This window comes from candidate division WOR-3 bacterium (assembly GCA_039801245.1).
In the GTDB taxonomy this organism is placed as follows: Bacteria; Hydrothermota; Tepidihabitantia; order Tepidihabitantales; family Tepidihabitantaceae; genus JAOABP01.
This window is the reverse complement of sequence record JBDRUF010000043.1, coordinates 1-14867: the sequence shown is the minus strand read 5'-3', so window position 1 is coordinate 14867 and position 14867 is coordinate 1. Positions and strand designations below refer to the sequence as shown.

14 protein-coding genes are annotated in these 14867 nt (G+C 51.6%); 13 read left to right on the top strand and 1 reads right to left on the bottom strand.

Annotated elements, in window-relative coordinates:
* The 3 genes from ABIK47_06615 to ABIK47_06605 form a co-directional block, all read left to right on the top strand.
* The coding region (locus ABIK47_06615) for a V-type ATP synthase subunit A (GenBank protein ID MEO0020289.1) at positions 1 to 1381 on the top strand (1381 nt) is incomplete at its 5' end.
* Entirely contained in the window at positions 1378 to 2757 is a 1380-nt protein-coding gene (locus ABIK47_06610) for a V-type ATP synthase subunit B (protein ID MEO0020288.1), read from the top strand. The genes ABIK47_06615 and ABIK47_06610, both read left to right, overlap by 4 nt.
* Before the next feature lie 78 nt (positions 2758 to 2835).
* Positions 2836 to 5037 (top strand): PAS domain S-box protein, encoded by a 2202-nt coding sequence (locus ABIK47_06605; GenBank protein ID MEO0020287.1) that lies wholly within the window; start codon positions 2836 to 2838, stop codon positions 5035 to 5037.
* Between the two features lie 190 nt (positions 5038 to 5227).
* Here the strand turns inward: ABIK47_06605 and ABIK47_06600 are convergent, their stop codons facing one another.
* Complete coding sequence (locus ABIK47_06600; GenBank protein MEO0020286.1) at positions 5228 to 5809, bottom strand: MarC family protein; 582 nt, start codon at positions 5807 to 5809, stop codon at positions 5228 to 5230.
* Positions 5810 to 5925: 116 nt separating this feature from the next.
* Here ABIK47_06600 and ABIK47_06595 point away from each other — a divergent pair, with 116 nt between their 5' ends.
* The 10 genes from ABIK47_06595 to ABIK47_06550 all read left to right on the top strand — a co-directional run.
* Positions 5926 to 6561: a hypothetical protein gene (locus ABIK47_06595; GenBank protein ID MEO0020285.1), complete on the top strand. Its 636-nt coding sequence runs from the start codon at positions 5926 to 5928 to the stop codon at positions 6559 to 6561.
* Between the two features lie 40 nt (positions 6562 to 6601).
* Positions 6602 to 7075, top strand: coding sequence for a hypothetical protein (locus ABIK47_06590; GenBank protein ID MEO0020284.1), 474 nt, complete (start codon positions 6602 to 6604; stop codon positions 7073 to 7075).
* Positions 7076 to 7162: 87 nt separating this feature from the next.
* A complete protein-coding gene (locus ABIK47_06585; protein ID MEO0020283.1) occupies positions 7163 to 7981 on the top strand; it encodes a hypothetical protein in 819 nt (272 codons plus the stop codon).
* A gap of 126 nt (positions 7982 to 8107) precedes the next feature.
* Complete coding sequence (locus ABIK47_06580; GenBank protein ID MEO0020282.1) at positions 8108 to 9097, top strand: MoxR family ATPase; 990 nt, start codon at positions 8108 to 8110, stop codon at positions 9095 to 9097.
* A 27-nt stretch (positions 9098 to 9124) separates the two neighbouring features.
* Positions 9125 to 10018: a DUF58 domain-containing protein gene (locus tag ABIK47_06575; protein ID MEO0020281.1), complete on the top strand. Its 894-nt coding sequence runs from the start codon at positions 9125 to 9127 to the stop codon at positions 10016 to 10018.
* A 5-nt stretch (positions 10019 to 10023) separates the two neighbouring features.
* A complete protein-coding gene (locus tag ABIK47_06570) occupies positions 10024 to 10977 on the top strand; it encodes a hypothetical protein (protein ID MEO0020280.1) in 954 nt (317 codons plus the stop codon).
* On the top strand, positions 10974 to 11954 hold the full coding sequence (locus tag ABIK47_06565; protein MEO0020279.1) for a VWA domain-containing protein: 981 nt from the start codon (positions 10974 to 10976) through the stop codon (positions 11952 to 11954). The genes ABIK47_06570 and ABIK47_06565 overlap by 4 nt, the downstream gene beginning before the upstream one ends.
* Complete coding sequence (locus ABIK47_06560) at positions 11951 to 12943, top strand: VWA domain-containing protein (GenBank protein MEO0020278.1); 993 nt, start codon at positions 11951 to 11953, stop codon at positions 12941 to 12943. The genes ABIK47_06565 and ABIK47_06560 overlap by 4 nt, the downstream gene beginning before the upstream one ends.
* Entirely contained in the window at positions 12940 to 13578 is a 639-nt protein-coding gene (locus ABIK47_06555; GenBank protein ID MEO0020277.1) for a tetratricopeptide repeat protein, read from the top strand. Before ABIK47_06560 ends, ABIK47_06555 begins: the two co-directional genes overlap by 4 nt.
* Before the next feature lie 4 nt (positions 13579 to 13582).
* A partial coding sequence (locus tag ABIK47_06550; GenBank protein ID MEO0020276.1) for a BatD family protein occupies positions 13583 to 14867 on the top strand: 1285 nt, incomplete at its 3' end.

Sequence of the window (14867 nt, the reverse complement as noted above, 5' to 3'; positions counted from 1 at the left end):
TGAGCCCGGGGATGTGTTGGGTGAGGTGGAGGAGACGGTTTTGGTGAAGCACCGGATTTTGGTGCCGCCTGGGGTTGCCGGTGAAGTGGTTGCAATTAATGAAGGGGATTTTCGGGTTACCGATACAATTTGCGTTGTCAGGACACAGGCGGGTGAAAAACCGCTGACGATGTTGCAGCGCTGGCCGGTGCGTCAGCCCCGCCCGGTAAGGGAAAAACTTGCGCCCAAGATGCCGCTTCTGACCGGACAGCGGGTGATTGACACCTTCTTTCCCATTGCCAAAGGCGGGACCGCCTGCGTGCCCGGACCTTTTGGTTCGGGGAAGACGGTTATCCAGCACCAGCTGGCAAAATGGTCTGATGCCGAGATTGTCATCTTTGTCGGCTGCGGTGAGCGCGGCAATGAGATGACCGATGTCCTTTTGGAGTTCCCGAGGCTCAAGGACCCGAAGAGCGGCGAGCCGTTGATGAAAAGGACGGTTTTGATTGCCAACACCTCCAATATGCCGGTGGCAGCAAGGGAGGCATCGGTTTATACCGCCATCACGATTGGAGAGTACTTCCGGGATATGGGCTATTCGGTGGCGCTGCAGGCGGATTCAACCTCGCGCTGGGCAGAGGCGATGAGGGAGATATCCGGGCGGTTGGAGGAGATGCCAGGTGAAGAGGGTTATCCGGCATACCTTGCCACGAGAATCGCCGAGTTTTATGAACGGGCAGGCAGGGTTGTCTGTCTGGGTAAGTACAAGGGAGAAAGGATGGAGGGCGCGCTGACCGTGATTGGTTCGGTATCGCCGCCTGGTGGTGACCTAAATGACCCGGTTGTACAAGCGACATTAAGGGTGGTTAAGGTGTTCTGGTCCCTTGAGGACAAACTGGCATTTCAGCGCCACTTTCCGGCGATATCCTGGTTGCGCTCCTATTCGCTTTATACCGATGCGCTTGCCGAGGCTCTGGAGAGGGTTGCCGGGCATGAGTATGTGGAAAACAGCCGGCAGGCGCTGGCGCTGTTGCAGAAGGAGGCGGAACTTGAGGAGATTGTCAGACTGGTGGGCAAGGACACCCTTTCGGCAGAGGACCGGCTGATTCTTGAGTCGGCAAGGTCGCTACGCGAGGACTATCTGCACCAGAACGCATTCCATGATGTTGACACCTACAGTTCTTTGAAAAAGCAGGCGCTGATGCTGGCGGTGGTGCTCTTCTTCTATGAACAGGCACAAGGGGCGCTTGCCAAAGGTGCGGACATCAACATGATTGAAAACCTGCCGGTAAGGGAGCGGATCGCACGGATGAAGTATCTAAGTGAGGCAGAACTGGATGAGGCGATAAAGGCTTTGCGTGAGCAGGTTGAGGCTGAGATAAAGGGGTTGGTGAAGTTATGATTAAGGAGTATCAGACCGTTAAAGAGATTGCCGGACCGCTTTTGCTCGTGGAGGGGGTAAGCGGCGTCAAGTATTCGGAACTGGTTGAGATTACCCTACCCAATGGTGAGAGGCGCCGGGGTCAGGTTCTGGAGGTGGAAAAGGATAAGGCGCTGATTCAGGTATTTGAAGGGACAAGGGGCATTGATGTGCCTGAGGCGAGGGTGCGGTTTCTTGCCAAGGGGATTGAGATTGCCCTTTCTGAGGAGATTTTGGGCAGGGTCTTTGATGGCTTGGGTGAGCCACGCGATGGAGGGCCAAAGATAATTCCGAAGAGGCGGGCAGACATCAACGGCGCGCCGATAAACCCGTATGCACGCGAGTATCCGAATGAGTTCATTCAGACCGGTGTTTCGGCAATTGATGGCTTGAATACCCTTGTCCGCGGGCAGAAACTGCCCATCTTCTCTGGAACCGGTCTGCCCCATAACCGGCTTGCCGCCCAGATTGCCCGTCAGGCACGGGTTCTGGGAAAGGAGGAGAGTTTTGCGGTGGTTTTTGCGGCAATGGGTATCACCTTTGAGGAGGCGGATTTCTTTATTCAAAACTTCACCCAGTCTGGTGCGATTGAAAGGACGGTTTTGTTTCTCAACCTTGCAAATGAGCCGGCGATTGAGCGTATCGCCACACCCAGGAGCGCCCTGACCGCTGCCGAGTATCTTGCCTTTGAACTGGGGATGCATGTCCTGGTGATTCTTACCGATATGACAAACTACTGCGAGGCGCTCCGGGAGATTTCAGCGGCGAGAAAGGAGATTCCGGGCAGGCGGGGATTTCCTGGCTATCTTTATACCGACCTTGCCTCAATCTATGAACGTTGCGGCAGGATAAAGGGGCGCAAGGGCTCAATCACGATGATGCCGATTCTGACAATGCCCGAGGATGACAAGACCCATCCGATTCCAGATTTGACCGGCTATATTACCGAGGGGCAGATTATCCTTTCCCGGGCGATGCATTTGAAGAATGTGTCGCCACCGATTGATGTTCTGCCTTCGCTTTCCCGGCTCAAGGACAAGGGGATTGGTGCGGGCAAGACGCGCGAGGACCATGCGGATTTGTTCAACCAGTTATACGCCTGTTATGCGCGCGGCAAGGAGGCGGAGGAGCTGCAGGTGATTTTGGGTGAGGCGGCGCTTTCGGAGATGGACAGGGTTTATATGAAGTTTGCCCGGATTTTTGAGGAGCGTTATATCTCCCAGGGTGAATATGAGAACAGAACGATTGAACAGACCCTTGATTTGGGCTGGGAACTGTTAGGGATTTTCCCGAGTTCAGAACTGAAGCGGGTGCGCGAGGCTTATATTAAGAAGTATTACCGACCGGCAACAGTTTAGCACTCCTCTTAAATTTCTTTCCGAAAAAGTTTGACAACCCTTGAGGGGGCGTTAAGATGGCAGAGGAGATTGCGGGTAATGCCTAAAAAGCAGAAAGGACAGGCAGCCGGGTTACCATTCAAGAATGTTGAGATTCAACCCGGAGACATTGTTATCGGGCTCGATACCCAGGGCAGGATAATTTACTGGAACAGAGAGGCGGAAAGGGTTCTGGGGTACAGGTTTGCCGAGGTTGAGGCTCTGCCCCTGAAGGGGATTTTTCCGCAGGCCGGGCTTGATGTGAAAGAGGTTCTTTCAGGCAGGGATTTTGCCGCTGGTTTTGAGGCGTTGCGTAAGGACAAAACCCGGGTTGAACTCTACCTTTATGCCACCGCGGGCAAGGAGGGGGATGGGAAGGTGACTGGTATCGTCTGCATTGGGAGGGATGTTACCCCTTTCTGGCAACCGACCGAAGGGGCGGTGGAGGCGGAAAAGAGATACCAGTTGCTTTTGCGGCTCAGTACGGATGGGGTGGTTGTCCTTTCAACAAGGGGGAAAATCCTGGAGATAAATCAGGCTGGTGCTGAGATTGCCGGAGGTGCACCAGAAGAGATTGTTGAGCAGTCGGTGGAGAATTTCATTCATCCGGAGCGGTTCAAGGAGGCGGAGGCGTTCTGGACGAGGCTGTTGCGGAAAGGCGAAAAAGAGGGGACGATTTTGATAAAGAGCAAAACCGGGCAGGAGAAAACCATTGCGGTCAGGGCAGAGTTGCTCGAGACCCAAAGGGGCAAGAGGGTTATTGCGGTCTGCCGGGATTTGACCGCTCAGAGGGAACTGGAGCGTGCGCGGGAAACTGCTGAGCAGAGGTTCTGGCAGTTGTTTGACTGGATGCCGGCAGCCCAGTTTATTGAGAAACTTGACGGCACGATTGTTGCCGCAAATGAGCGGGCAGGGAAACTTTTTGGGGTTGGGCGCGAGCAACTCATCGGCAGAAAACTGAGGGTGGTTGTGCCTCGTGACATCGCCGCGGTACTGCCCCAGATTCGGGCGGTGCTCTTAGAGAAACATTATCATGAGGCAGAGGTGGTAACCCAACTGCCGGATGGCAGGAGGCTCTGGTTTGTCATCGGCAGTCTGCTCTTGGAGAGCAAGGATGAGCCATTGATACTTACCTTTATCTATGATATCACCGCGATGCGCCAGACGGTTTTTGAGGCGAGGAAAAGGGAGACGGCGGTGAACCTGTTTCTTTCGCAGTTGCCGGCGATTGTCTGGACGACCGATAAGGAGTTTAATATCATCTCGGCAGCCGGGTCTGGACTTATTAGCATTGGCGTCAAGCCTGCTGATGTTGAAGGGAAAAACATCCAGACCCTTTTTGGTGATAAAAAGGAAATTAAGGATGCGCATCAGCGGGCTTTATCAGGCGCATCAGCAGGGTTTGAGTTCAGCCGGCAGGCACGGGTGTTTCAGGCAAGGGTCGAGCCAATGCGCGGGGTTGAGGGTGAACTTTTGGGTGTTATCGGGGTTGCCCAGGATGTTACCGAACAGCGGGAGATGGCAAGGGCGCTGAGCCAGACATTGATGCAGTATCAGGCGCTGTTTGAGGCGGCGCCAATGGGGATTGGGGTGATTCAGGATGGCAAGGTGGTGATGATTAACAGGGAGGGGGCAAGGCTTTTGGGATATGAGAGTTCCAAGGAGGTGATTGGCATCAGTGTGGTGGATGCGCTTCATCCTGATGATGTGCCCGAGGTGGTCAGCCGGCTGAGAAAGGTGCTGGCATTGGGTTTACCAAATCCGCCGATGGAGGAAAGGCTCAAAAAAAGGGACGGCAGTTATATTACCCTTGAGATGCGCAGTGCACCATTTGTCTATGACAATAGACCGGCAATATTAGTGATTGCGCGCGACCTGAGCGAGACAAAGAAATTGACCGAACAGGTAGAGGAGCAGTTCAGCCACACCAGGGCGATTCTGGAAAGTTCACCCTATGCGATTGCGCTGGCAACTGAAGGCAGGGTTGTCTATGCCAACCATAGATTTGCCGAGATTTTGGGATATGAACTGGGCGAGTTGTTGGGCAAGGCTTTTATAGAACTTTTGCCCTCATTTGAGCAGGAGCGGCTAAAGGGGTATGAAGAGGCGAGATCGGCAGGCAAGCCCGCACCCAGCCGTTATCAGGTAACGGTTTTAACAAAGGAGGGTAAGGAGAAGATGGTTGATGCCTATGTTGCCACCTATAAGGTGGGTGAAAGGGTTTTCATCTTAGGGTTTATCAACCCGGTTCAAGAAGGTTGAGCTTATCACTGCAGGTGAACCACAGGGCAAGCCCAAAAGGGGTGGGATAACCGGGGTGGTGGAGGGGACCAGCCCCTTTAATGGCCGTAAAGTGCTTATGATTTTGTAATTCAATAACTTATAATGGCAAGCACAATTTCGGCGTTAATCTTTCTACTGTTCGGGGTCTAAATGAGGGGAGCGGTTTTATTTATATCCCCAGGCCCTGTTTTACAAACATTACTCCCCAGGAGAGGGTGATAAGACCCATCAGGGTTGATATAACCTGCATTGCGGTCTCGCCGGTAAAGCGGGTGATTCTCTGCGCCTGCAAAAAGAGAACAAGGGTAGAAAGCAAGACTAAGAGGACGGCAATAGCGGTCAAAAGCCTGCCATAGTCGTGGACGCTGATGATTATCGCGGTGATTGATGCCGGACCGGTCAATAAGGGTGTGGCGATGATGGATGCGATTGCCTTTGCCGATTTCTGCGTGCCCATCACCTTTTCCGAGCCGGTTTGACCGAGGGACATCTGGATGCCTAAGATGCCAAGGATGATGCCGCCGGCAATCTTGAAGTCCTGAATGTTGGTGTTGAAAAGCCTGAGGATGCTTTCGCCAAAAACAAGGCAGACAAGGGAGATGCCAAGGGCAACGGTAACTGCGAGGATGGCGGTTTTGCGCTTCTCCTGCGGGCTCATACCTGCGGTGGCACCAAAGAAGACCACAAAACTCAAAAGCGGGTCAAAGATGACAAAGAAGAGGATGACCAGTTGCAGGAGTGAATAAAACATTGCAAAAGGATATCCCCGCAACCACCCAAATCAAGGAGAACACAAATCTTAATAACCTGAGTAAGTTGCAAAGGGTTTGCCGATGAGTAGACTCAACTGATATGGGCGGTTTCAATATGCGGTTCTTAATAACGGTCGCAATGCTGATTTTGCCGGTTAATGGCAGCCCGAATGAGCGGGCAAACAGGGAAAATATAATCTGGCATGTGGGCGTGGAGTTGTCAGAACTGATGCAGAACCGGTTCCGTAATCTCGGTCCGGACAACCTCACCTTTTATTGCGGCCAGCAGACCCTTTTCGGTTACCAACCCCGTCTGGGCTGGCGATTACTCCTGATTAATGTTGAACTGTCAAAGGAGCATCTCCAGTCAAACCGGTTTATCAGCGGCGATAAGGGCGATTTGAGCGGCAGGCTGACTGTGAGCAGGCTGTATCTTGACTGGTATCCGCTGGAAAAGAAACTGGGTTTTATTTCCTTCAAACCGATTGTCAGCGCCGGTCTGGGTTATAACCGCACGGTCATTAAACACAACGAGACCTATGATTTCCGGACGGTGTCGTTCGGCCCGGGTTTCCGGCTCCAAACGGAATTTTTTAACTCGGTTTTTGTAGAATTCCCGGTTATTGACGGGTTTGTTTATCTCTGGAAAAGCGGTCCGGCACGGCAGGGTTTTTCTTCTTGGCAGATTGAATATCCAGAATGGGGAATGGCATTTCTCTGGGTCAATTTAGGTGTCAATTTTCGGTTTTAGCAGCCAGATATGAGCCACAAAAGGAGGAGAAGTGGCGAGGATGCAGAAGTCCTGGCAGGAGAAACTGAGGGAGAGTAAGGATTTGCCCAAGGTGGTTGAAATCACGCCGAAGATGGCGGGAAGATGGGGGACAAAATTGGGTGATACGGTAGTGATTCCAGCGCCGATTGAGGTTGATGGGATTATGAGAATGGTGCCGAAAGGGAAACTCATCACCATCAACCAGATTCGGGAAATTCTGGCAAAGAGGCATAAGGCAACCATCGGCTGTCCGATTACCACCGGTATCTTTGCCGCTATTGCCGCCCGCGCGGCTGAGGAGATGGCAAAAGAAGGTAAGCGAGATATTACCCCTTACTGGCGGACACTGAAACAGGGAGGGGTGATTAACGAAAAATATCCGGGCGGAGCAGAGGCGCAAAAGAGGCTCTTGGAAAATGAGGGGCACAAGGTGGTGCAAAAGGGCAGGAAATTTGTCGTACTGGATTACGAGCAGAAGTTAGTGCGGTTGTAGTCAGCCGTAAATCAGGGGCAAAGCGAAAAGACAGATAGGAATGGTTCATTTGACAACAATGATAATTTATGGTAAAAAGGAGGGAAAATGTCAGTAGAGTTATATTACGGGAAGCCTAAACCGCAGGAATTTCCTGAGGTTGTTGACCAGTTTTCGGTGAAGCAAATAAACTCGCTCAAAACTTCAACCCTACCGTTGCTCCAGTACTGGAAAAACGAGCTAAAAGTAAGGGGATTCTTAAAAAACTTGGATATTGATTATAGCCCAGACCAACCAATTCAGCTTTGCTTTGAATACCCAACGCCAGTTAAAAAAGGCAAAGGAAAGGCATCAATGACCGATTTGATGATTATTGGAGATGGATTCAAAATCGCAGTAGAAGCAAAGTATAAAGAATATACTCACAAAGTACGAAATCGATACGGCGAGTACGAACCCATAAGGAAATGGTACAGAAAAGGGAAAGACGCTGATAACAGGTGTAGTGTATTGGAAGGGTGGTTTGGTTGTTTGAAAGAATTTTGTAACCTTCCGGATGATGTCATAAATGACCCCTGCAAATATTTAGACAAAATCGGCGGCATTCCTTATCAATTTCTGCACCGGGTAGCGTCTGCCTGTGATGGAAAACCCGATACGGCATATGTAGTTTACCAGATTTTTTACGACGAGGAGGCCGAAGCGGATAAGGACGACTTTGTTAATGAATTAACGGCGGCAAGGGAGACGTTGGACCCCAAAGAGAATCTTAAAATTGCGATTCAGACGGTGCAAGTTAGATTTACAGCAGATGATATCCCACAAGACGATAGAAAAAAAGAAACAAAAGAAAGGGCTTTACAGAGGATTAAGGATAACGAATTATATGAAATTGTGAAAGAGGGCTGGATTTTATTAAACAGGTAGTTTGCTCTGGGACTAAACCCCTGTTTTTCCTTGCAACCTTTCATTAATTAGATTAGTCTATTATAATAAATCATATTGCGTTTCGCAGGGTTTTCACATTTTAAAAAGGAGTGGGCAATGGATGAATTGAAGGACGATATCAGACGAATTCACGAGGAGATAGAGCGGGAGAGCCTGTTTGTCCAGGCATTGACCGCGGAAATCGGTAAGGTCATCGTCGGTCAGAAGTATCTTGTGGAAAGGCTCTTAGTTGGGCTATTGGCAAACGGGCACATTTTGATTGAGGGTGTGCCCGGTCTTGCCAAGACCTATGCGGTCAAGAGCCTTGCCGGGGCAATCAAAGCCCGTTTCCAGCGGATTCAGTTCACACCCGACCTCTTGCCCGCAGATATCATCGGCACCCAGATTTACAATCAGCGCACCGGCGAGTTCACGGCGCGCAAGGGTCCAATCTTTGCCAATCTGATTCTCGCGGATGAAATCAACCGCGCGCCGCCAAAGGTGCAGAGCGCACTCTTGGAGGCGATGCAGGAACGCCAGGTGACGATTGGTGACGAGACATTTAAACTGGATGAGCCCTTTTTGGTTCTGGCAACCCAGAACCCGATTGAGCAGGAGGGAACCTACCCCTTGCCTGAGGCGCAGACCGACCGGTTTCTTTTGAAACTGAAGATTTCCTATCCAAACAAACAGGAGGAGAAGCAGATTGTTGAGCGGATGACCGCCGGTGAGGAGCCCAAGCCCAGCCCGGTTGTTGATACGGCAACGATTCTGCGCGCGCGGCAGCTGTGCACAAGGATTTATGTGGATGAGAAACTGAAGGATTACATATTGAATCTGGTCTTCGCCACCCGCTTTCCCAAGGAGCATAACCTTGGCGACCTTGAACCGTTGATTCGGTATGGCGCATCACCAAGGGCATCTATCTATCTTTTGAACTCTGCCCGCGCACTCGCATTTCTCAAGCGCAGGGGTTTTGTGATTCCCGAGGATATCAAGGAACTTGCCTACGATGTGTTGCGCCATCGCATCATTTTGACCTATGAGGCGGAGGCAGAGGAGTTGACAACCGATGACATCATCAAGCGGGTCTTGGAAGGTGTAGAGGTGCCTTAAGGCAAATCAGGCGCAAAAGCGGAATTTATGGCGGCGCGGATTGAGCTGAGCAAAATCAGGCAGGTTGAAATTCGGACAAAAAGGCTGGTGAATACCATCTTTGCCGGTGATTACCGTTCCAGTTTCAAGGGCAGGGGGGTGGAGTTTGCCGATGTGCGCGAGTATCTGCCAGGTGATGATGTGCGGACGATTGACTGGAGCCTGACCGCCCGTTTTGGCAAGCCGTTTGTCAAGCAGTTTGCCGAGGAGCGGGAACTTTTGGTGTTGCTTTTGGTTGATGCCTCGGGCTCAAACCGGTTCGGGACAAGGGGGCAATTTAAGCTTGACCAGGCGGCCTTGGTTGGTGCGACGCTGGCATTTGCTGCAATCAGAAACAATGACAAGGTCGGGCTGGTATTTTTCACCGACCGGATTGAGCGATATGTGCCACCGGCAAAGGGCAGGTTTCATGTTTTGCGCCTGGTGCGGGACATCCTTTACTTTGAGCCCGAGCACAATGGCACCGAGCCGGTGATTGCGCTTGAGTTTGTGATGCACATCTTAAAGCGCCGGGCGATTGTCTTTCTCATCTCGGACCTTTTGGGTCCGGGTTTTTCTCCGGAGCGGATAGAAAAGCCCTTGGGTGTTGTGAGCAAAAGACATGACCTGATTGTCATCGGTATCAACGACCCGGCAGAAAACCGCTTACCCAGCCTCGGCTTTTTGGAGTTTGAGGATGCGGAGACGGGCAGGCAGGTTCTTGTCAATACCCTGAGTTCAAGGACAAGGCGGTTCTTTCAGGAAAGGCAAAAGGCGCGCAGGACCGAACTGATGCAACTCTTGCAGAGGTTCGGGATAGACTTTATTCCCTTGGAGACCGGTGAGGAGTTTACCCCCAAACTGCACCGGTTCTTTCAGGAAAGGGCGAGGAGGTATCGGTAAGTTAAATGAAGGCAAAGATACTCTTGGCACTGATTCTGGTAATCGGGTTTGCCCAGACCGATTCCTTACCACCTGATTCAATAAAGGCACCTTTCCGGCTGGTTCAGGACGGACCGGTGCGGATAAGTGCGCAGATTATCAAAAAACCTCCTGTCCTCACCATCGGCGACCGGTTGCAACTGCGTCTGAGCGTAAAACACCCCAAGGATTTGACCGTCTCGCCACCTTTCAGCAGCAGACCGGAAGAGGTGACCGTAACCAGTCACAAGCACCACATTGAGTTAAGAGGAGATACTGCGGTTGATGTCTACAATTTGACCCTGGCGATTTTTACTGTTGGTGATGTGAAACTGGCACCTTTTCTGGTCACCTATCAGGACAAGGGAGAGCTGTGCGCAGCGGCATCAGACTCAATTCCTCTGCAGATAAAGAGCCTGATTTCAGATAAGATGCAGGATATCAACGACCTCAAGCCGCAGTTCGGCTTCCCCAATCTTTTGCCGTTGTGGATTTTTATCGGACTGGTACTGGCAGGGGTGGGGGCATTTTTCGGGTTGAGGTTTTGGCGGCGTTATCAGCAAGAAAAGGAAGCAGCAGTGCCAAAACTACCCCCCTGGGAGGAGGCGCTTTTGGCACTGAACGCGCTACCGGTTGAAGACTGGGTGAAAAGAGGGCAGATTAAAAGGCTTTATTACACCGTTTCCGAAATTGTCAAGAGATATCTGACCCGCAGGTTTGAATTCCCGGCAATTGACCAGACAACAACCGAGATTGTCCGTGAGTTAAAGGCAAGAAAGGTTGCTGAGTTGGAGCGGTTCAGCACCTTCTTCCTTGATGCCGATTTGGTGAAATATGCCAAGTTTGTGCCCGAAGAGCCGGCTGCGGTTGTCAGTAGTGCCCGGGAACTGATTAACCTGACAACACCGCTACCAGCCACGGCAGAGACAGGTTCAAAATGATGCACTTTGCCTCGCCCGGCTATTTTGCCCTAATTTTGCTTTTACCGTTATTGTGGTGGTGGGAGTTAAGGAAAAAGAGGGCTAACCTGCGTTACAGTGATACCACGCTTTTGCCTGAACCGGCACCGCTTGAGCGCATCATTGGCCGAGTGCCACTATTTTGCTACTCGCTCGCACTGATACTGGCAACGGTGGCCCTTGCCCGACCGCAAAAGGGCAGGCAGTTTGAGGAGTTGGAGACGCGCGGGATTGACATTATGCTCTGTCTGGACATCTCCGGCTCAATGCAGGCGATGGATTTTGCCCCAAATGACCGCCTGACCGTTGCCAAGGAAAGGGCAAAGGAGTTTGTCTCCAAGCGGCAAGGGGACCGGCTCGGTTTGGTGGTTTTTGCCGCAACCAGCCTGACCCAGTGCCCTTTGACCCTTGACCACAACATCTTAAATGACATCATTGACCGGTTGCGGTTCGGGATCCTTGAGGATGGCACCGCCATCGGGATGGGGTTGGCAAGTGCGGTCGCGCGGCTCAAGGATTCCAAGGCAAAGGAGAAGGTGGTGATTTTATTGACCGATGGCAGAAACAACACCGGTGATATTGACCCTTTGACCGCGGCACAAACCGCTGCCGCACTTGGCATCAAGGTGTATACCATCGGTGTTGGCAGCAAGGGGCCGGTACCATTTCCGATTGATGACCCTTTCTTTGGGAGGAGGTTTGTCCAGGTTGATGTTGACCTTGATACCGAGACCTTGCAGAGGATTGCCGACATCACCGGTGGCAAGTTTTTCCTTGCGACCAACCCCGAAGCCTTGAAGAAAATCTATGAGGAGATTGACCGGCTTGAGCCGAGTACATTCAAGACGAGGCGCTGGACAATCTATCAGGAACTGGCGCACCGACCGTTGTTCTGGGCGCTCCTCTTTGTCTTTGCCGGTGCGATTGGCTCGCTTATAATCTTCGGGAGGCTTTGGTGATTAACTGGGCGCTGCCAGGGAATCTTTATCTTCTTTTCAGCCTGCCGGTCTTGGTGCTGCTATTTTTGTTATTTACCTTTATCCGGCGGAGAAGGTTGCACAAGGAGATTGAACCGGCGCTCTTAGTGCGGCTCAACCCCGGGCAAAGCCGTTTGCTTACCGGCTTAAAACTGGTGCTGTTTTTTCTCGCTCTGCTGTTGTTTATCACTGGTCTTGCCCGTCCGCGCTGGGGCGAGAAGCTGCAGCTTTTCAAGGGCAAGGGGATTGCGGTGGTGATTGCCCTTGATGGCTCAAAGTCAATGCTTGCCGAGGATGTCAAACCAAACCGCCTAACACGGGCAAAGGCAGAGCTTTCCTCTTTGATTGACGAACTTGGCGGCAATGCGATTGGGATTGTCTCCTTTGCCGGTGATGCCTATGTGCTCTGTCCATTGACCACCGATATTGAGGCGGCAAAACTTTTCCTTGATATCATCAGCCCAGATTTGATGCCAGTGCCAGGCACAGATTTTGGCAGGGCGATTGCGGTCGGGATGAGCCTTTTTAACCCATCTGCCGGGACAAAGGCGCTGGTTCTGGTAACCGATGGTGAGGATCTGGGCAAGAACACCGAAGCCGCGGTGATGCAGGCAAAGGAGGCGGGTGTGCGCATATTTCCCGTGGCGATAAGCACACCTGAAGGTGCGCCCATTCCTGAAACAGGAGAAGGGGGCGTGGTTTACAAAAAGGACCAGAGCGGGAATGTGGTTGTCTCAAGGATGGATGAGCGGAAGCTGATTCTGATTGCCCAGGCTACCGGTGGCAGGTTCTACCGGCTTGAGGGGTTTTCCGCTTCAAGGCTGGCAGGAGAACTTGACCGCCTGGAAAAGGAGGAGTTGGGTGGGGGTGAGTTTGCCGCTTATGTTGAGAGGTATCAGGGGTTTGTCCTTGCCGGTATTATTTTGCTTTTTCTTGCCCTGGTGCTGCCAGAAAGGAAAATAAAGTTATGAGTAGGAAAGGTATAATTATCCTGCTGTTATTAACCCTGACTGCATCTGCTTGGGCAGATGTGAAGTCGCTCGGACGCGCGGGTAACAGCCATTTCCAGCGGCAGAAATATGAGGAGGCGCTCTCATTTTATCAGCGGGCAGAGGTTTTAGAGCCGGACAACCTGAGGATTCACTATAACATCGGTAACACCCTTTACCGGTTGGGCAGATTTCCAGAGGCGGTTCAGGAGCTTTCGCTTGCAATTGTGGATAAAAACCCTCTGGTCCGCTCGCAGGCATTTTACAATTTGGGCAACACATTTTTCCGGATGAACCGGCTTGACGATGCGATTAACGCCTATAAGATGGCGCTTTTGGCAAACCCCAAGGACCGGCAGGCAAAGGAGAACCTGGAGTTCTGCCTGAAGAAAAAACAGGAGCAGAGCCAGAAGCCGGATTCAACCCAACAGGAGCAAAAGCAAAAGTCAGGTGAAAATCAGCAAGAGATGCAGCAGCCCCAGCCTAAGCCAAAACAGGGGCAGATGGACAAAGAGCAGGCAGAGCGGATATTGCAGGCGATAGAAAACAAGGAGAAACAGACCCAGAAGGAGGCGCGGCGTCCAAAGGGAAGAAGACAGGTGGAAAAGGACTGGTAGAGCAATGCAAAAGGCAAAATTGTTAATTCTATCGGTGATTTGGGGTGTGCTGTTTGGTGCTGAGATTAATTTCAGCGCCAGTGTTGACCGGACAACGGTTGGCCTGGGCGAACCATTTCAATTGACCGTTACGGTTGAAGGGGCAAACATTGCCAGGGTGCCGAGGCCCCAACTGCCAGAGCTTGATGGGTTTGACAACTTGGGTTCAAGCCAGTCTCAGTCAACCAGTATCGCCATTATCAATGGCAGGGTTCAGCAGCAGACCGCAATCAGTTTTGTGTATACGCTCGTGCCCAAGAGATTGGGTGAGCTGACAATTGGTTCCTGCCGGATTGTCTATAACAACACTGAATATACTACCGAGCCGATAAAAATCCAGGTGGTGAAGTCCGCACCCGGTCAGAAACCAAGAGCCCAGCCAAGAACTAAGAGCCCTTTTGATATGTTTGGCGAGCCTGAACCGGAAACTGAAGGTGAATTTCTCTTGATTGCCACTCCGGACCGGACAACTGTTTATCAGGGTGAGCAGATTACGGTAACCTGGACATTTTATACCACCAGACAGGTTGCCAGCCTGAATCTGAAGGAGCCGCCATCTTTAACCGGATTCTGGGCAGATGACATCTACCAGCCAAAACAACTGGATTATGAGGTTAAGACCCTTAAGGGCAAGCGTTATTATGCCGCGGTGATAAGAAAAACCGCGCTCTTTCCGACCCAGAGCGGTGAACTGAAGATTGGTGCGATGAGCCTTGAGGGCGAGGTTGTCACACCAGGCTTCTTTTTCTCGGAGACAAGACCTTTCTCAGTATCGTCAGACCCGGTTAAGGTTTTGGTGAAACCTCTGCCAGAAACAAATAGACCCCAATCATTTACCGGTGGTGTTGGCTCTTTTCAGGTAAACGCGGGATTGAGCAGTAATACATCGTCAGGTGGTGAGCCGATAACCCTGACAATCACCATCACCGGAACCGGCAATCTGGGTTTAATCGGCCCGCCCAGTCTTCCAGAAATCCCTGGTCTTAAGGTTCTGACACCGGAGACGAAGGACAATTTCAGTTATTCAGGCGGCAGGCTTTCCGGCACAAGAAAATTTATCTACCCGCTTTTACCAACCGCAGATGGCAGGTTCAGGATTCCTGAGATTGAGCTGGGCTTTTTTGACCCGAAGGCAGGCGGTTATTACACAAAAAAGACACCAGCGCTTGAGTTTGTTGCCTCAAATGTGCCCACAGGTGCTCAGTTTGAGACCGCTCAATTAGGATTAAGACTCTTAGGGACCGATATCA